Genomic DNA, 18542 nt, shown 5'->3' with positions numbered 1-18542 from the left:
AATTTCGTCCGAGGCGAGATTCCCATCCAGCACGCGACCGAAACACAAACCGGAAGTAACTCGCGATGCAGGTTCCTATACGCGCCATTACCGTGTTTCACGCCGTCGCACGGGCAGGCAGTATTTCACGCGCCGCCGATGAACTGGGTGTGACACCCTCTGCCGTCACACAGCAGATACAGGTACTGGAGGTTCAGCTTGGCATATCGCTGCTGAGCAAGGTTGGCCGTCGCATCACGCTGACAGAGGCAGGCGAACGTTACTTTGCCAGCGTGACCGATGAAATTGACCGTATTGTCGAGGCGACCAACACCATACGTGGTTATCGTTCGGTCACCACACTGACGATCCGCGCCACGCCGACCGTTTCCAACAAATGGCTGTTGCCGCGTCTTGGCGCATTTCTCGACAATCACCCCGAACTGGAAGTGCGGCTGGACGGTACCAACGAGCCGACCGATTTCAACCGCGAAATGGTCGACGTGGAAATTCGCCACGGCGATGGTCGCTGGCCGGGCCTTTTCGTGGAAGGACTGACGGAAGAGTACTTTTTTCCTGTCTGCGCACCAGGTTACGCGCCCCAAGACGGATTGCACCCGTCGGAAGTTCTCAATTATCGCCTCATCCATTCGGTAAAATCGCAGGCGCAATGGCCGCGCTGGTTCACTCTTGCCAACATCGAAGCGCCGGACCGCTGGAAACGCGTGTTCTTTGACCGCAGCCATATGGCAATCGATGCGGCCTGTGACGGTTTCGGCATTGCACTTGAAAGCAATCTGATGATGTGGCGCGAATTGCGTGATGGGCGCTTGATTTGCCCGGTAGAGGCCCCGCCACAGATCAGGCTAACCACCCAGTGGATCGTTTGCCCGAGAGATCATCTCAGGCAAAAGAAAGTACGTGCGTTCCTTGAATGGTTGCGCACGGAAAGCGCTCTGTGGCGGGAGAAAGAGGCGATCTCCGTCTGGCCCTCCGACATCTGATTATGCCTTTTTTGCCCGCACCTGCGTCAGGCTGTTAACGGCGGCGCGCACGATATCTGCAGGCATCAACCCTATCGATAAATGAAGTGCCTGCTCGTCCGGTTCAGGTGGTTCCAGCGCCTCAAGCTGGCTGTCCAGCAAAGATACACCAGCATAGTGCCCCTTACGGTTGGCAAGCCGCGCCGCGATGATTTCCGCGGCACCATCGAGAAAAATGAAACGGACCTGCCCTAGTCTTTCCCTGATAAAATCACGGTAACGCCGCTTCAGTGCCGAGCAGGCAATCACGACAGGGCGCTGCGACAGGGCAACTGCCTCATCGCAAACGCTGGCAAGCCACGGCCAGCGCGCCTCATCGGAAAGCCCTTGCCCGGAACGCATCCGTGCAATGTTTTCAGCGCTGTGCAACTGGTCGGCCTCCAGCCACGGACAATCCAATTCACGGGCAAGGCCACTGGCAATTTCTGTCTTGCCAGCGCCCGAGACGCCCATCACCACAATGAACGTATCGCCTGCCATCAGTACAATCCAAGCAACCGGATCGGGCCAAGCGTCAGGATCGGGAACAGCACCAGCGCCAGGATCGCCGCCATCATGATGCTGATTGGCAGGATCGATCCCTTGATGACATCCTCGATCGACATTTTCGCCACCTGCGCCACCGCAAACAGGCACACACCGACTGGCGGCGTAATCAGGCCAAGCGTCAGCGTAATCACCGTCACGATCAGGAAGTGCATGGGATCGATACCGAGCTGGATGGCCGGTGGCATCAGAACCGGGATCAGAATGAACATGGCGGCAATAGCGTCCATGAACATGCCGATGACGATGAGGAACAGGAAGATCAGGAACAGTGCCATCGTCGGGCCGGTGCTGATGCTGCCGAGGAATTCGGCAACCTGCTGTGGCAGCCCATCATAGGTGAAGACCCATGCCGCCAGTTTGGCTGTCGCGGCAATAAAAAGAATGGTGCCTGTTGTGCGTGCCGTTTCAATAAAGATCGATGGCAGTTCCTTCGGGCGGATGGTGCGATAAAGCACAATCGACAGGAACATGGTGTAAAGCACGGCAATGGCGGCAGCTTCCGTCGGTGTAAAATAACCATCGACGATACCAACAAGCAGAATGACCGGCGTCAGCATCGGCAATATCGCGGCAATGCCTGTTGTGACCACAAGTCGGACATTAAAAGGCTTGGGGGGATTATAGCCGTGATAGACCGAATAGAAGTGGTTGAAAACCATGAACATGAAGGCCAGGAAAAGGCCAGGCACCAGACCCGCAACCAGCAACGTGCCGATGGACACATTAGCGATGGAACCGGCGATCACGATGAGGATCGACGGTGGAATGATCGATGACAAGGTCGATGTCACCAGTGTCATGCCGACAGCATAGCCCTTGGGGAAACCGTGGCGCTGCATGGCGTTGATCTCAATTGCGCCGATCGAGGCGATATCGGCAACGGACGAGCCCGAAACACCACCGAAGATCACCGACGATGCCACATTGACGTGCCCCAACCCACCGGGAAGCCAGCCGACCAATGCCTCGGCAAAGTCAAACAGCCTTTCAGCCACGCGCCCACGCTCCATGAGCACACCGACGAGAATGAACAGCGGCACAGCCACCAGTAGGAAGGAATTCATGGCCGAGAACATGCTCTGTGACAGCAAATCAAGCGGCGTCGATGTATAGATGAGGATTGCAGCGATGCTGGAAAGGCCAAGCGAGACCGCGAGCGGTACGCCAAGTGCGCTGAGCACCAGAAACAGAACCAGAAGAAAAATGCTCATAGCGCCTTCTCCGTATTGGATGCGGATATGTCGGTTTCGGTTTGGGCAATGCCGATCTCCGGCAACGCAATCTGGTTGCGGCGGTTGCGCAGGGAATCGACGATGCCAAGAATGGCAAGAAGAGCCGAAAGCGGCATGATGATGCCAATTGCCCACATGGGAACGGCAAGGGTTGCGGCGGTTTCATTCATCATGAACTGCTGGCGCACCAGACTTGCGCCCGTCCAGAACATCAGTCCAAAAAACAGCACGGAAAAACCGACATAGATTGGCACGGCCAGATATTTGAAAACGGACCGCAGCGAGGCGATAAACACGACAACACGGGCTGCCTCCACGGTGCGAAAGCCTGCGGCAACTCCCAAGAACACCATCCAGACGAACAGAAACCGTGTGGCTTCCTCTGTCCAGGAAACCGGTATATTTGCAAGGCGGCTGCCCACCTGAAGAAGCACGACAAGAAAGATTCCCATGGCAGCGAGGCCTGCCGAAACATCGGCGAAGATCCTGATCATGCGGCTGGGAATAGAGGTATTGCTAGACATTAAAGCGATCCTTCAGAACGGGTCGGGACAGGCCAGGCTGTCAGTCATTCATGCGGATAAAGGCGTGGTGGCACAGGGCTGATGCGCTGTACCCGGAGGGTCATGCCGCCCGAGAAAAAGCCCCGAGCGGCCGTGACACGAGACGTTAGTTCTTGCCGACGGAAGCCACGCTGCGATCGAAGAACGACTGGTCCTTCACGAGACCGGCAAAGACCGGAAACAGGCTTTTCGACACTTCCACGAAGGCCTGTTTCTGTTCAGGCGTCAAAGTGTTGACTTCCATGCCGCTTTTTTTGAGCTCGGCCAGCGCCTTGTCAGCTTCTGCCGCGTCGTTTTCAGCCTTCCAGTTCTCGGTTTCTGCCGAGGCCTCGGTGATGATCTTCTTTTCATCATCAGTGAGCGCTGCGAACTTGGCAGGATTGATAGCCATGACCCAGCCGTCGCCCATGTGGTCGGTCATGGAAACGTATTTCTGGACTTCATAGAGCTTGGCGCTGAGCGGTACGTTGATCGGGTTTTCCTGCCCGTCAACGACCTTGAGCTGGAGGGCATTATAGACTTCCGCAAAGGCCATGGGGGTCGGAACAGCGCCGAGTTTCTTAAAGAACTCGACGTAAAGGGGGTTGTTCGGCACACGCAGTTTCACCCCGGCAAGATCGGCCGGAGAGGTGATCGGCAAACGTGAATTGGTGATCTGGCGGAATGGACGTGTCCACATGCCAAGCCCCTTGATGCCGATCTTGTCTAGATCTGCAATCAGCTCCTGCCCCAGTTCGCCGCTCAGATAACCGCGAAGCTGCGCCATGTCGTCATAGAGATAGGGGATGGAAATGGCTGTAAACTTCGGATTGAAGTTCGAATAAAGCGATGTGGACAGCAACAGCATATCCAGCGAACCGCCAGCCAGCTGTTTGACGGCCGCCGATGGATCAGCGCCATAAAGCGTACCGTTCGGAAACACTTTGACAGTGATGTCACCGTTGCTTTTCGCCGTGACAATTTCAGCGAATTTTTTGGCGGCGATGGTGATTTCCGACGTGTCGGTATCGGGTGTCGACAGCGTTAGCGTTGTCGCAGCTTGCGCTGCAGTTGTCGCCAGCATGGACGCGGCAACCAGAAGTCCGCGCATAAAAGTCATGTTCATGTGTTCTCCTCCACACAGTGTTTTTAATCACGATACTTCCCTCCCTGGAAGCATCAGGCATTCATGCGCCGCAACTCTTCTATGACGGCGCTATGATCAAGATCGCCATCGCCATTTTCGACCATGGCGGCAAAAAGCCGGTCGGCCCCGATGGCGATGGGAAGCTGCAGTCCAAGCCCTGCCGCAAGCGACAGAGCGGTGTTGGTATCTTTGAGTTGGTACCGGGCTGGGCCACCGGGAACGAAATCATTCGTCACCATGCGTAAGCCGTGCTGTCGCAGGATCGTCGAGTCGGCAAAACCGCCAAGCAGTGCCTCGCGCACGCGGCCGGGATCTGCCCCACCACGTTCAGCCAAAAGCAATGCCTCGGCCACCGTGCAGATGGAACTGGCAACGATCATCTGGTTGGCAAGTTTGGCAAGTTGGCCACTGCCAACCGGTCCCACAGGCGTCAGTCTGCCCATAGCGGCAAAAACCCGCTGCATGGCGGCCACGTCATCGGCCTCACCGCCAGCCATGATAGCAAGCGTGCCTTCACGGGCACCCTTCTCACCGCCCGACACAGGAGCATCAATATAATAAATGCCCTTCTCTCGGCAGATTTCTGCCTGTTTCCTCGCGGTTTCGACCGGAATGGAACTCATGACGATGAGTGTAGACCCCGTCTGCATGACATCAATGACGCCGCCTTCCCCAAGCAAAACCTCATCGCAAACTGGGCCTGAGCTCAACATGCAAATGACGAAATCCTTGGCCGTTGCGGCGGCAACGGCGCTACTTGCCACCTCGATACCCAGATCTTTCAAAGGTGCGGTTTTCTCCGGTGAGCGGTTCCAGGCCGCCATGTCGAAACCCGCCTCGGAAAGCCTGCGAACCATGTGGCCGCCCATGATGCCAGTGCCGATAAATCCACCTCTCATCGTCAGTCCCATCCCCTTCAGAACAGCTTGCCGAATCGCACGGGGTGCTCGGCAATGATTAGTGCCGGGAAGGCTTCACGAAACCGCGCCAGATGCGGTGTTTCGAGATGCGCATCGAAGGCAGCGCGGCTGTCATAGACCTCGTAGAAGACAACCGTATCGTCCTCATCGTCGATCGTGACGACATCGAACTGGCGGCAACCCGGCTCATCGGCAACGGAATGTTTGGCATCGTCATGCGCCGCTGCAAGAAAGGCTTCCATACAGCCGGGCTTCACATGAAATCCGGCAAACACGACGAATGGCTTGTCGTTATCAGGCATATCGGCCTCCTTATGCCTGGCTGCCAGGACGGAAACGGTTTTCCATGTCGCGACGCAGGTTGACGACATCGAGATCGTTGACCAGTTCGACGTCGTCGAAGCTGACGATCGTGTCCTTGGCAATCGGGCGGATAACCTTGACGTTGTGGGCAAGACCGATTGGCAGGGCTTTCAGGGAAAGGCTGCGCTCTGCCGGAATTGCATTGGCCCAGACCGCGAAACCGCCTTCACCATCCAGCATTTCGCCAGGCTTCAGGTCTTTTTTGGCAACTGCTACGGCATCGCCGCGGAACTCCTTGGAGCAACCCGTTGCCTCGCCACGCAGCACTGCCGACAGCACGCTGATGGAGGTTTCAAGACCAATAATGTGGAACGGACGCCACATGGATGCATACCAGCCCGAAGGATCGGTCAGCAGGCCATATTGCTTAAAGCAGGCCTTGGCATATTCATTATGCGCCTTGAAGGTAACAAAGACGCCGTAACGGATGTTGTTGAACACTTCACGGCCATCCGGCTCCTGGCTGGCAGCGATATCGACAAGACCCGAGCGCGCCATGCGACCACCATCGGCCGTTGGACGGAAGACCCGCGCCAGATCGTGCAGTCCAGCTGGCGGGAAGGCAAGACCATCATCCGGACAATCCAGACCGGTGCCATTGGCAACCGCTGCCATTTCGATTGCCGCCTTGGTACCATCGGTGAAGGAGTTATACATTTTTGGATTAAAATCACCCTTGGCAACTTCCTCATCGGTCCAGCCAAAGAAACCCCAGACGGTTTCAGGCGTCGAGTAGCGGTAGCGCGGCTCGAAATTCATGCCCTTGCCGGCAGCGGTGACTTCAAAACCGGTAGCACGCGCCCAATCGACCAGTTCGCAGATCAGAGCTGGCTGATCCCCGTAGGCCATGGAGTAGATCACACCCTTCTGGCGGGCTTTTTCAGCCAGGATCGGCCCAACCATGACGTCGGCTTCAACATTGACCATCACAACGTGCTTGCCGGCCTCAATGGCTTTGAGAGCATGGCGTGTTCCAAAAATCGGATGGCCGGTTGCCTCGATGATGCAGTCAATCTCGTCGCAGGCCAGCATGGCATCGACATCATCAAGCACGCAGGTCGTGCCGGACAGCATGGCTTCACCGACCGTTTTTGCGCTGTAGCGGTTGTCGGACCAACCGACGCGATTGAGAGATTCCCGTGCCTTGGAGACATTGAGGTCAACGACCGCAACCATATGCAGACCGTCGATGCGTTGCGCCTGGGCGAGAACCATGGAACCGAATTTACCGGCGCCAATCAGGCCAACACGAACGGGGCGCCCCTTGGCGGCACTGGCGGACAGAAGACTGTAGAGATTCATGAAATGATCCTTGGATGATGTTGAGCATCATCGATGGGCGCAGTGCAGCGTTTTCGCCTTCCGGGAAGAGGGCAAATACCGGAAACCGTTCCGACGATGAGATTGCAGTTAGTGCGACAGACAATGCGAACGGCTGCGCCGCTGCATCAACCTGGTGTCAGATAGTGCGCATCAGGCAAACGGTAACGCCCACCGCTTTCGGGTGCTGAATGACATGTATTGATCTCCTCCTTCGGCTCGCAGAACTCCTCCCCGCGAGCAATGCAGCCATTTCCCTTTGGCTGTTAATGGGAGATTAAACGTGCGGCGACGTTAGCTCAATTTAGAACAAAAGAAATTTTGTTTAGTTTTTCTAACAAATTGAGACATCGAGATTAGGAGAAGTTTGCATCTTCCTGCCACAGCCGCACCGCAATTTTCCGCTCAAGTACTGCGCCTTATACACTTGAGAAATTATGACCGTTTCGAAAGGGAAAACCTGGGCTTCGGCAAACAACAGAAGAATAATGTTCTAGAAACCTGCAGTTGCTGGAACCATTCAGAAGCAATAACAATTGGTTGCATGATGTTTTGTAAGGAGACAGAAATATGAAAATTCTTGCTTTAACGGCTATATTGACTGGCGCCACAATCACGGCTGCATTTGCACAGCAACCGACGCCTGAACAGGTGGAAATGGCATATACTGCGGCGAGAAACCAGCTCGGCGTACTGACCTATTGCCAGGGAAAAGGTCATATTGACGGTACCGCAGCCGAAGTTCAGACCAAGCTTCTTGCCCTAGTGCCCGCCCCTGCCGATGTTTCCAAGGGCGATGCTGCAGAAGAGGTTGGCAAGCAAGGAAAGGTCTCCGTCATGGGTATGGAACAAGACCTGGCAACCGCCGCAAAAGCGCAGGGCGTTGATGAAGCCAAGCTTTGCGAGACCATGTCAAATGCCTTGAAACAGGCTGCTGCAAACCTGCCCCAGTAACCATTCTGGTCGCATGGCCTTATCGGCAATAAATTATGCGCTTTAGACACCATGCCTGTTCAGTTCACCAACTGGACGGGCAATTATTAGGCGGGATGCCCGCCTCGCCTTTTCAAAACAGCAAATCCGAATACCGGGATGCCGACGATAACGTCGACGCGCGGTGTTACATCGAGTTTTTGATAGGTTGGTGGGCTGGAACTGGCAGGCAAAAAACGGACCGTGCAAGGCTTATCCTAAGCTCTATCATGCATGGAGCAGGTTGATACTCCCAAATATATGTGAAATTCAGGAACGATGATTGATACTGTTGTCGAAGCGCGGCCCGCTGTCCGGGCACTCTCCAATTCGCTTATCCGTGAGGTCGCAAATGCGGCGATGGGCAAGTCAAATGTTTTGCCCTTCTGGTTCGGCGAGGCCGATACGGCCACTCCCGATTTCGTTCGGAAAGCAGCGGCAGAATCCCTGCTGTCGGGTGAAACATTTTATTCCCAGAATCTCGGGCGTCCCTATCTGAGAGAAACCATCGCGGCCTATCAGAGCGAACTGCTCGGCTGCGCCATTCCGGTCGAACAGGTACTGGCTGTCGGCTCCGGCATGAGTGGTTTGCAGATCGCAATGCAGCTCGTACTATCGCCCGGTGACCGGGTTGTGGCGGTAACCCCGCTGTGGCCAAATATCAGCGAAGCACCACTTATTCTCGGCGCGAATGTTGAACGGGTTTCTTTGTCCATCAATGACGGTCGCTGGTCGCTCGATCTCGACAAACTTATCGATGCGCTGACGCCCGACACTCGCATGGTTATCATCAACTCGCCAAACAATCCGACTGGCTGGACGATTGATGACGAAAGCGTTCAGGCCATTTTGAAGCATTGCCGAAAGCACGGTATCTGGATCCTGGCCGACGAGGTTTATCAGCGGTTGGTATATGACCCTGCCGTCCGTTACGCCCCGTCATTTCTGCGCCACTATCAAACCGGCGATCGCATCATTTCAGTCAACAGCCTCTCCAAGGCTTGGTCGATGACCGGCTGGCGTATTGGCTGGATGGTCATTCCGGAGACGCTGTCACAGGATGCCACCAAGCTCGTGGAGTATAATTTCTCCTGCATCTTTGAACCGACCCAACGCGCTGCAGCCGTGGCGATCAAGGAAGGAGAAAGTGAAGTGCTGCGTCTGCGCGCCAATCTTACCAAGACCCGTGCATTGCTGGTTGACGGGCTACGCAGCATGGGCGGCGTCAGTGTGCCGGAGGCTGGCGGAGCCATGTATGCGTTTCTGCGCATTGATGGCTACGGCAAATCTCTCGAGTTGGCGCAGCGTCTCGTCCGCGAAGTCGGTCTTGGTCTCGCGCCGGGAGCCGCTTTCGGTCCCGAGGGTGAAGGTTGGCTGCGGTGGTGCCACGCCGTTTCCGAAGACAAGATTTCCGAAGGCCTGAACAGGCTGTCAGACTTCCTTCGCCGATGAGGTCTGCAATCGTTCTTTCGATACCGACATCCTCTCCTAAGGATGGCCCCGTCCCGAAACACAACAGGATCAGCCAAACTGTTCAACGACTTTACTGCAAACAGCAACCCGCAGGTGCGCAACCGGCATCTGCGGAAATGCTGGAGCAGGCACTGCATGAACAGAAGCTCTCCCATCATTCAACGTCTGCGGGCACGCAGCCGCAAGATGGCCGCCGTCTTCTTTCCGCACAGCAATTTTGCCTTCCGCCTGCGCAATTTCATCATGCGGAACATGCCAAAACGTCTGCTTGGATGGTATTTTAGCAGTGCAATCAAAGCGGAAATGAAGCTCCTGGAGAAATAGGCTCAAGTGTCTATGTCGTTTAAGAAAATTGGCGTTGGCGTCGACACTTCCGCCTGTGCATATCTGGTTTCCAACCCACCTTATAACGTCGTTGTGATGAATTGCGGGCGGCAACTGTCTCATCGTAAATCACCCGTTAACACCTTGTTGACCATAATTGCCCTCAGTTGTTCGAGGGCATGGGTGTACTGACTGCCGCCTGCCCTTTGTGGAGTTTGTCAGCCAAGCGGGTGTTCAAGTTGTCGATTATTATGTCTCCCGACATGACGTCGGTTGGCCTTTCCGGCCTTCTCAACCGTTTCGCCAAGGCGATCCGCGTTGTGACAATCGCTGCGGTCGCGCTGCTTGGAGTGGTGTCATTCGCCCAGGCACAAGACCGCTCACTCAAGCTGTATTTTGTACATACCGGAGAAAAGGCCACCATTACCTACAAGCGGAATGGCCGTTTCGATCCGGCAGGTCTGCAGAAGGTCAATCGTTTCCTTCGTGACTGGCGACGTAATGAGAGCGGACGGATGGACCCGAGGCTGCTCGACATTGTCTGGGAAATCTACCAACGCGCCAACACTTCGAACTACATCCATGTCGTTTCCGGCTACCGGTCTCCCACCACCAACGCCATGTTGCGTGGCCGGTCGAGAAACACCGGTGTTGGAGAAAAAAGCTTGCATATGCAGGGCAAGGCGATGGATTTCTATATTCCCGGTGTGAAGCTGTCGACGCTGCGTGCACTCGCCATGCAGATGCAGGCAGGAGGCGTTGGCTATTACCCAACGTCTGGTTCGCCGTTCTTGCATGTTGACGTCGGTGGAGTACGCGCTTGGCCGCGCATGTCGCGGCAGGAACTGGTCAGACTTTTCCCGGATGGCAAAACACTGCATCTGCCGCCAGATGGCAGACGCTTTGCCGGCTATAACGTTGCGCTTGCCGACTACAGACGTCGCGTCAACGGTCAGTCAATTCAGGTTGCGTCGGTTGCCAGACCAACCAACGCTGCTTCGCAGGCAAAAGCCGCCGCCGCCCCATCCCGTGTTGCACCGGTTGCGGATAGCCAGAGCACACTGGTGACTGCAATGCTGCCGGTGCCCACAAGCCGGCCGACCACAGCCTTTGACATCGCCGACAGAACCGATGACGGACGCGTTGATGTCGCGAAGTTCGCGATACCAATGCCCACTATGAGGCCCGAGGCAGAAATTGGCGAAGTTGCTGCAGCGACCGATCCAATCGTGACCGCTTCGCTGGGGGCCATCCCCTCTGTTCGTCCCTCGCCCACACCTGGCGACCCGGCAACCGCGGCCACTGTCCTGACACCGTCGTTCACCACGGGTTTTAGTGCGGTCACACCGGATTTCGATACAGCCTTCAAGGAGCCGAAATCGTCTATCGCGTCCTTGCGTTTCGAACCTGTCGATCTTGACGATGAAGAGGAGCTTGATAGCCAGGACATCTTGATCGGCTGGGCGATCTCTCCGCGCAACAGTCAGGTCGCGATGTTCGCTCCTGAGCTGACAAGACGTGTCCTGATGGATCATACGACCGATACCGGCACGAGCAGGGATCTGTCCGACATATAAAAGCGGGGAACATTTAAGGTGCTCCGCTTTCGTTGCCTTGCCGACTTTTGAAACGATAAAGGCTCCGGTCTTTCAAAACCGGAGCCTTATTGTCAGTGACTGTTACATCTTGAAAAGCGACTTCAGTGTGGAGGGTTGGCTGCGATGATATTGCGGTGCAGCCGACACCTCTCCGCCGAGTGCGGCAGCCGCGTGCCAAGGCCAACGCGGATCATAGAGGATCGTACGGGCAAGGCCGACAAGATCGGCATCGCCAGTCGCAATGATTGCCTCGGCCTGTGCAGGCTCGGTAATCAATCCAACAGCAACAACCGGCATCTTCACCGCAGCCTTGACGGCACGAGCGAACGGTACCTGATAGCTCGGGGACAGCGGAATCGCTTGATCGACATGCAGACCGCCCGTCGATACGTTGATGGCATCGCAGCCACGAAGCTCCAGAGCCTTCGCAAACTCTATGGTCTGTTCAATATCCCAGCCATTGTCGTGCCAGTCGGTGGCCGAAACACGAACCGTCACCACCTTGTCCGCAGGGAATGCAGATCTGACCGCATCAAAGACCTCAAGCGGAAAACGCATCCGGTTTTCCAGGCTGCCGCCATATTCATCAGTTCGATGATTGGAAAGCGGCGAGAGAAATGAATGCAGCAAGTAACCGTGCGCCGCATGAATTTGTACCGCATCAATCCCGATACGGGCAGCGCGTTTGGCAGCCTCTGCAAAGGCATCGCGGATCGCGTTCATTCGTTCACGGGTCAGCGCGGTCGGCACCGTATCCGTGGATTTGAACGGCACCGCGGAAGGTGCTTCGGTTTGCCAGCCATTCTTCTGGTCTGCCGCAATCTGTGCGCCACCCAGCCAAGGCAAGTCCGAAGACGCCTTCCGGCCGGCATGGGCAAGCTGTATCGCGATCGGTATGTTTGACCACTTGCGAATGCCATCCAGCGTGCGTTGCATGGCCTGTTCTGTTGCGTCGTCATAGAGGCCGACATCCGCGTAGCTGATGCGTCCCTCGGGAACGACTGCGGTTGCTTCGATGGTCAACAGGCCGGCGCCAGACAGCGCAAGTTGCCCGAGATGGATCAGGTGCCAGTCCGTCATGCAACCATCGACGGCTGAATAGGTGCACATCGGGGCGATGGTGATACGGTTCTCTAGTTCGAGATTGCGGATCTTGAACGGCGTGAATAGCTGCGGCTGAGGCATTGGGCATACTCTTAACGTGACGGGTTTGTCACCATACCGATGACCTGATGAGGTTCCCAGAATGATGCGCGATCTTGACCAGTCAATCAATCTGACAAAGATCAATTGGTATGGACAATACCATACCTAAGCCTGTCGAAGGTATACGTCAAGGCGTACCTTGCGCTTGCGCATCATCGTCCGACCCGGTAAAATGTCTTCATGCCAGATTTGCTTCCCCAACCCGCACGTGACGAGATCGACCTCGGTGTCGTCCTGTCCACATTGTCTGATCCTCTGCGTCGCACCACCGTTGCCATTCTCGCAACATTGCCTGAGTGCACGGAGCGCAACTGTGTGTCCTTCGGATTTCCGGTCGCGAAAGCTTCCCTCACCCATCACTTCAAGGTTCTGCGTGAGTCCGGCCTGATCAGCCAGATCGACTACGGAAATCGGCGTTCGTCGTCGCTGCGGAAGCAAGATATCGAAGCCCGCTTTCCCGGTCTTCTGGCACTTCTGGTCGATGAGTTAGAGCGGGATGGCGGTGCCGAAAAGGCGGTGGCGTTGGCAGGTCAACGCTAAGACCAACGCCCCCAAGTCGGTATTGACAGACTATCAGATGTCCAGGTGCAGATCGCTGCCAGTTGCCGGGACGGAGCAGCAGATTAACGCATGGCCCACACCAGGATCATAGGCTGGCTGCGAGAAATAGCTGACCTGCCCTTTGATGATAGCGGCTTTACAATCTCCGCAGTGCCCTGCCCGACAACCGAAGGCTGGTGACAGGCCACGCTGTTCCGCAAGTTCGAGCAAAGACCCGTCACCGGGTTTCCACCGCGCCTCCTTTGTCGACCCTGCAAAAATCACCCTGACAGGCTCGGACGCAGGCTGTGCAGAGTTGACCTTAATAGAACCGTCTTTGACATCGCGTTTCAGCCCCGACGGTCCAAAAGCCTCGGCATGTATGCGTTCATCTGCGACATTGAGCTTGAGCAAGCCATCATAAACCGACTGCATAAAGGATGGCGGCCCACAGAGATAAAAATCATAATCGTCAAAGGGCAGATGCGCCTTCAACAGATCCATATTGATGCGGCCTAAAGTCTCGCGACTTTCCAACCCGTCTTCCTCCGACTGCCCAACGACTCTGATATCCCGGACGCTGCCGTTGCCGCGCGCGACCAATTCATCAATCTCTTGGTCGAACGCCCGCTCCTGACGTCTATGGGATGATCTGAAAAACCAGACCGGGCGGCGATGTCGTGTCCTATCGCCCTCATGAACGAGATGACGCAGCATTGACAATAAGGGTGTGACACCAATACCGGCGGCAATAAACACCGCATGCCTGCTCCGCTCCATCGGATCGATAGTGAAGGCACCGGTTGGCGCAAGCGCTGAAATTTCGTCACCGATCTGCATGCCATGCAGCAGGTTTGATGCCTTCCCCTCGCGTTTGACGCTTATGCGGTAATAACCGTCCGACGGTGCACTTGAGATCGTGTAGCTGCGTCGGATGAACACCCCACCATCGGCAATTTTGACCGGCAGATGCTGACCTGACAGATGCGGGATTAAAGCTTCACCGTCAGCCGGCTCAAGGTGGAGTGAGCGGATCGTCGTGCTTTCATCGACGATCCGTCCAATACGAAAATTGCGCCAGGTCTTTGCTTTTGCTGCGGCCTGCAGCCGGGCCTCGGCGTCTGTCCAACTGCCGGTCATCAGACTACTGGGCGACATTCCATCGTCGGCAAACGTCCACCGCAAGGGCAGTGCATCCCGACGCCGGACAACCTTCGTCGGCATGACCCGCCAAAGCCGCTCTGCACCTTCGAAAGCCGTAATTTCGGGTGATTCAAGAATAAGCTCAACAGTCCCTGCGATCTGCAGGACATCACCTGTTACTGCATCAAAGAACACCAAACCGGCAAGCGGATTAACGAGAAAATTTCCGAGCGTGTTGAAGAACAGATTGCCGTTAAAATCAGGGACAGTCAGACCGCCATCATCGTCAATGCGCACGAAACCGGCCCGGCCGCCACGGTGCGAGATATCAACCTGCCGCTTTTCGTCGGGTCGATCGACATAGGATGCGACAAAAAATGTATCTGCTGTGGAGATGATACGCCGTGCATCGGCGTCAAGTCTGTCGCTGACATCAACTGCAGAACTCGTCTGTTGCAACGGGTCACGCACGAACGCGAAATGCCGGTTCTGGATGTAACGCGGACAGTTTCCAAAACTGTCCTCCACCGAAACCGAAAAGCCTTCGTTTGACTGACGGGTGATCAAGCCGTTCATACGGTTGCGCCTGCGGGTTACAAGATCAATTCCCAGCAGGCCGACAGGGTCTCCCTCCTTCATTCCGGCTTGCGCAGGATCGCTGGTATCACTCACCGCATTGATGTCCAGTGTGAGCGGATCAGGTGAATGCAGAAAACCCGGTTGACCGCTCCGGATTGTAGCCCATGGCATACCCTCGCCATCCACCGCACCTATAACGATAAACGGCAGAAGCGGATAGAATTCGCGGTGCTGATCCAGCAGAAAATGACGCACGAATTTTCGACCAACCGTATCCATCTGGTCGGCGACACCGGCGTGTCGTTGCAATTCCAGCTCACCTTCATGCCAGGGTGATGACAAGGCCGAAACATTTTCGAGTTGCGCATTTCGATCGGACATTCGCACCTCCAAGGGAAACATGGAAAAAGTGGATGCGGCCCAATTTGCCGACCGCATCCTCACAATCAGGCAGCAAGGCCTGCTGCGGTTTTGGGGAAAGCCACAAAGCCGGGCAGCGCTTCTATGCGGGCAAGCCACCGGCGGACGTTTTCATGCGGTACGAGGTTCACATTTCCTTCTGGCGCACTGACGATATAGCTGTAGAGCGCAATATCAGCGATGGTCGGTTTTTCATCGATGATGAACTGATGCTGCTCCAACTCCGCATTGATCAGCCCGAGAATGCGATGGGCGCGCGCGATAACTTCATCGGCACGAAAATCCGCACCGAACACGGTAATCAGCCGGGCGGCAGCCGGCCCATAGGCGATTTCGCCAGCGGCGACAGACAACCATTTCTGGACTTTTGCTGTCGACTGCAGGTCGTCAGGCAGCCAGTCCTTCCGGCCCAGTTTAGTGGCGAGATAAACGAGGATTGCGTTGGAATCATTGACGATGATGTCTCCGTCCTCAAGCACGGGCACCTGACCGAACGGATTGAGTTTGAGGAATGGCGCCGATTTGTGCTCGCCGTTTGCCAGATCGACGTCGATGACTTCGGCTTTCACACCGAGCAGCGAAAGACCGAGCAGGGCACGATGCGCATGGCCGGAAAGCGGAAAATGGTACAGTTTCATGAGAGGCTCCGTTGAGATGTGGAGCAAAAGCTCCGATGGCACGAAGGAGGCTATCGGCATCCACATTTCTGCAGTAGACAGATATTTATAGAGTTACCCTCTCACTTTTTGGAAGGCTGATATGGACCGGCTGGATGCCATGGCTGTTTTGTTGTCTGTCGTGGAAAACGGCAGTCTGTCGGCAGCGTCCCGGGCACTTCATTCACCTCTGCCGACGGTCAGCCGCAAGATATCGGAGCTTGAGGCTCAGCTTGGGGTTCAGCTATTGGTGCGCACCAGCCGCAAGGCCCTGTTGACAGAAGCCGGAGAAAATTATGTCATTGCCGCGCGCGAGATCCTCGGCCGCGTTGAGGAAGCGGAACGCCGCGCATCCGGTGAATATGTTTCGCCACGCGGCGACCTGACAATCACAGCGCCGATCGTGTTTGGCCGCCTGCATGTGTTGCCGATCATCACCGAATTTCTGAAAGTGTTTCCCGACATCAATATCCGGCTTGCGATGAGTGACCGGTCCGTCAGCCTCGCAGACGAACATATCGATGTCGCTCTGCGTATCTCAGCGCTGTCAGAAAACAATCTGATTGCAACACGTCTCGGTGCGATCCGCACATGTGTTTACGCCAATCCGGATTATCTGCGCCGACACGGTCAGCCACTCCATCCGCGCGACCTTGAAAACCACAGATGTATCGCGTTTGAAGGCGTGCTTTCAAACCGGTTCTGGACATTCAAAGACACCGGTTCGGAGATTACAGTGCCGGTACGGCCCCGTTTATCGGTCAATACGGCAGAGGCAGCTGTGGATGCTGCAGCCGATGGGTTGGGCATCACAAGGGTGATGTCCTATCAGGCGAAACGGGCCGTGGAAGCCGGCCTGCTCGTGCCGCTTCTGGAGGATTTCGAGTTGGACGCCTCACCCGTACATCTGGTTTATCTGTCGCAAGGGCTGATGACGCTGAAGCTCAGAACGTTTCTCGACTTTGCTGCTCCAAGACTTCGAGCCGTCCTGCAGCAGATCTAAGAGCGCCAAGGCTAATTTCGGTACATCAGCTTACTGCTTCACGCGGGTCTAAACGATATGCAATGCCCTGCCGCTCACAGGTTTGTTCGCCTGGTTCCAGCCACCATTGAGAACCGCGGAAAGTGACCCAATTGCTTTCTTTATCGTCAAGGGTCGCCACTGGCAGGCATGCCGGATTGATACCCTAGAATGATCTTTGGTGTGGATTGATTGCTCAGTACAAAACGAACATTCTGCGCCAGCCGAAAACACTGACAGATTTAGGTATGGGGAACGGACACATGAACCTAAGAAATTTTACCTGACGACAGCAATCGATTGCGCCCCCATATCCACGCTGAAACCAAAACCGCTGGATATTGCTCTAACTACGGGCAAGCCGCACACCAAGTTTGCTGACCGAAAACGTTAAAGTCATGTCCGGGCATCACCGGTTTAACCATGCAGAAAACGATTATTGCCATGGGGGATATCTCTCTCGGTAATCTGTCATTCGGCTTAAAAGCTGCAAACTTTTGCCTGCGGCAGGTCACTTCGCGAAGAAAATCGTTGCCGAAATACGCCGGACCAGTGGCTATCCGACGGATGAGGTTGAGGGCGCTTGAGGCGCCCTTTTCAAAATGTCTTGGATAGGGGCGTGATCACCCCATTCTTTCCGAGGCATAACTGCCGGGGCTTGCAGGAAAGACGACGGTTTTGTGGCCGTTCAGGAATACCCGCTGGTGGATATGCGCGTGCACTGCTCTGGCCAAAACATGCGCTTCCACATCGCGTCCAATCGATACGTAGTCGTCGGGCGATTGCGCATGCGTGATGCGAGCAACGTCCTGCTCGATAATTGGACCTTCGTCCAGATCGGCAGTCACGTAATGCGCCGTCGCCCCAATCAGCTTAACCCCCCGCTCAAATGCCTGTTTGTAAGGATTGGCACCCTTGAAGGATGGCAAAAACGAGTGGTGAATGTTTATGATGCGTCCGGACATTTTTTTGCACACCCCGTCCGACAGGATTTGCATATAACGCGCCAGCACCACCAATTCAGCACCTGAATCCTCGACAATCGACATCAGCCTCGCTTCCGCTTCAGGCTTGTTTTCCTTGGTCACCTTGATGTGGTGAAACGGAATATCATTGTTCACAATAAGCTTCTGATAAGTGAGATGATTGGACACCACGCCGACAATATCGATCGGCAACGCACCGATTTTCCAGCGATACAACAGGTCGTTCAGGCAGTGGCCAAAATTGGACACCATCAGCAAAACCTTGGTGCGCTGGGCAGCATCATGGAAAGCAAACGCCATGTCGAAAGGCTTTGAGACCGGTTCGAAACTGCTGCGCAGTGTCTCGAGGTCCGTTCCAAGTTCCGAACGAAATGTGGTGCGCATAAAGAAGTTTTCGGTCTGCGGATCATCAAATTGCGCAGAATCCGTGATGTTGCAGCCATGCTCCGCCAGAAAGGTTGCGATGGCAGCGACGATCCCACGACGGGACTGGCATTGAACGGTAAGGACAAAATTCTCCACGCGGGAA

At 55.5% G+C, this 18542-nt stretch carries 18 protein-coding genes; 6 read left to right on the top strand and 12 right to left on the bottom strand.

What is annotated here, in order from left to right; translation table 11 throughout:
- Positions 1-65: 65 nt before the first annotated feature.
- Positions 66-983, top strand: a complete 918-nt coding sequence (locus PYL13_RS24610; protein ID WP_275642602.1) for a LysR substrate-binding domain-containing protein — start codon at positions 66-68, stop codon at positions 981-983.
- Here PYL13_RS24610 and PYL13_RS24605 read toward each other — a convergent pair whose 3' ends face one another.
- From PYL13_RS24605 to PYL13_RS24575, 7 genes are all read right to left on the bottom strand, one after another.
- Entirely contained in the window at positions 984-1502 is a 519-nt protein-coding gene (locus tag PYL13_RS24605; protein ID WP_275642601.1) for a gluconokinase, read from the bottom strand.
- Positions 1502-2782 (bottom strand): TRAP transporter large permease, encoded by a 1281-nt coding sequence (locus PYL13_RS24600; protein WP_275642600.1) that lies wholly within the window; start codon positions 2780-2782, stop codon positions 1502-1504. Before PYL13_RS24600 ends, PYL13_RS24605 begins: the two co-directional genes overlap by 1 nt.
- Positions 2779-3327 carry a TRAP transporter small permease gene (locus PYL13_RS24595; RefSeq protein WP_275642599.1) on the bottom strand — a complete coding sequence of 183 codons (549 nt, stop codon included), beginning with the start codon at positions 3325-3327 and terminating at the stop codon, positions 2779-2781. Before PYL13_RS24595 ends, PYL13_RS24600 begins: the two co-directional genes overlap by 4 nt.
- A gap of 145 nt (positions 3328-3472) precedes the next feature.
- Positions 3473-4471: a DctP family TRAP transporter solute-binding subunit gene (locus PYL13_RS24590; RefSeq protein ID WP_275642598.1), complete on the bottom strand. Its 999-nt coding sequence runs from the start codon at positions 4469-4471 to the stop codon at positions 3473-3475.
- Between the two features lie 53 nt (positions 4472-4524).
- Positions 4525-5391: an NAD(P)-dependent oxidoreductase gene (locus PYL13_RS24585; protein ID WP_275642597.1), complete on the bottom strand. Its 867-nt coding sequence runs from the start codon at positions 5389-5391 to the stop codon at positions 4525-4527.
- Between the two features lie 17 nt (positions 5392-5408).
- Positions 5409-5714: a putative quinol monooxygenase gene (locus PYL13_RS24580; RefSeq protein ID WP_275642596.1), complete on the bottom strand. Its 306-nt coding sequence runs from the start codon at positions 5712-5714 to the stop codon at positions 5409-5411.
- A 10-nt stretch (positions 5715-5724) separates the two neighbouring features.
- Entirely contained in the window at positions 5725-7077 is a 1353-nt protein-coding gene (locus PYL13_RS24575; protein WP_275642595.1) for an NAD(P)H-dependent oxidoreductase, read from the bottom strand.
- A gap of 588 nt (positions 7078-7665) precedes the next feature.
- Here PYL13_RS24575 and PYL13_RS24570 point away from each other — a divergent pair.
- Positions 7666-8049 carry a pore-forming ESAT-6 family protein gene (locus PYL13_RS24570; RefSeq protein ID WP_275642594.1) on the top strand — a complete coding sequence of 128 codons (384 nt, stop codon included), beginning with the start codon at positions 7666-7668 and terminating at the stop codon, positions 8047-8049.
- 297 nt (positions 8050-8346) lie between these two features.
- Positions 8347-9519 (top strand): pyridoxal phosphate-dependent aminotransferase, encoded by a 1173-nt coding sequence (locus PYL13_RS24565; protein ID WP_275642593.1) that lies wholly within the window; start codon positions 8347-8349, stop codon positions 9517-9519.
- A 69-nt stretch (positions 9520-9588) separates the two neighbouring features.
- Here PYL13_RS24565 and PYL13_RS24560 read toward each other — a convergent pair whose 3' ends face one another.
- Entirely contained in the window at positions 9589-9870 is a 282-nt protein-coding gene (locus PYL13_RS24560; RefSeq protein ID WP_275642592.1) for a hypothetical protein, read from the bottom strand.
- A 245-nt stretch (positions 9871-10115) separates the two neighbouring features.
- On the opposite strand from PYL13_RS24560, the gene PYL13_RS24555 reads away from it, so the two are divergent.
- Entirely contained in the window at positions 10116-11441 is a 1326-nt protein-coding gene (locus tag PYL13_RS24555; RefSeq protein WP_441296704.1) for a DUF882 domain-containing protein, read from the top strand.
- A gap of 102 nt (positions 11442-11543) precedes the next feature.
- On the opposite strand, the gene PYL13_RS24550 is transcribed toward PYL13_RS24555, so the two are convergent.
- Positions 11544-12647, bottom strand: coding sequence for an NADH:flavin oxidoreductase/NADH oxidase (locus PYL13_RS24550; protein ID WP_250984059.1), 1104 nt, complete (start codon positions 12645-12647; stop codon positions 11544-11546).
- Between the two features lie 201 nt (positions 12648-12848).
- Between PYL13_RS24550 and PYL13_RS24545 the strand changes: the two genes are divergently transcribed.
- Positions 12849-13208, top strand: a complete 360-nt coding sequence (locus PYL13_RS24545; protein ID WP_250984060.1) for an ArsR/SmtB family transcription factor — start codon at positions 12849-12851, stop codon at positions 13206-13208.
- A 33-nt stretch (positions 13209-13241) separates the two neighbouring features.
- Here PYL13_RS24545 and PYL13_RS24540 read toward each other — a convergent pair whose 3' ends face one another.
- Both PYL13_RS24540 and PYL13_RS24535 read right to left on the bottom strand, forming a co-directional pair.
- On the bottom strand, positions 13242-15311 hold the full coding sequence (locus PYL13_RS24540) for an FAD-binding oxidoreductase (RefSeq protein ID WP_275642591.1): 2070 nt from the start codon (positions 15309-15311) through the stop codon (positions 13242-13244).
- Between the two features lie 65 nt (positions 15312-15376).
- Positions 15377-15988 carry a glutathione S-transferase family protein gene (locus PYL13_RS24535; RefSeq protein ID WP_250984062.1) on the bottom strand — a complete coding sequence of 204 codons (612 nt, stop codon included), beginning with the start codon at positions 15986-15988 and terminating at the stop codon, positions 15377-15379.
- A 121-nt stretch (positions 15989-16109) separates the two neighbouring features.
- Between PYL13_RS24535 and PYL13_RS24530 the strand changes: the two genes are divergently transcribed.
- A complete protein-coding gene (locus tag PYL13_RS24530; protein WP_250984063.1) occupies positions 16110-17009 on the top strand; it encodes a LysR substrate-binding domain-containing protein in 900 nt (299 codons plus the stop codon).
- A 641-nt stretch (positions 17010-17650) separates the two neighbouring features.
- Here PYL13_RS24530 and purU read toward each other — a convergent pair.
- A complete protein-coding gene (gene purU / locus PYL13_RS24525) occupies positions 17651-18535 on the bottom strand; it encodes a formyltetrahydrofolate deformylase (RefSeq protein ID WP_250984064.1) in 885 nt (294 codons plus the stop codon).
- Positions 18536-18542: the final 7 nt, after the last annotated feature.

It is taken from the genome of Agrobacterium sp. Azo12, from assembly GCF_029193765.2.
Classification (GTDB): domain Bacteria; phylum Pseudomonadota; class Alphaproteobacteria; order Rhizobiales; family Rhizobiaceae; genus Agrobacterium.
Note: the sequence above shows the minus strand (reverse complement) of the source record. Positions and strands in the feature narration are given on the sequence as shown.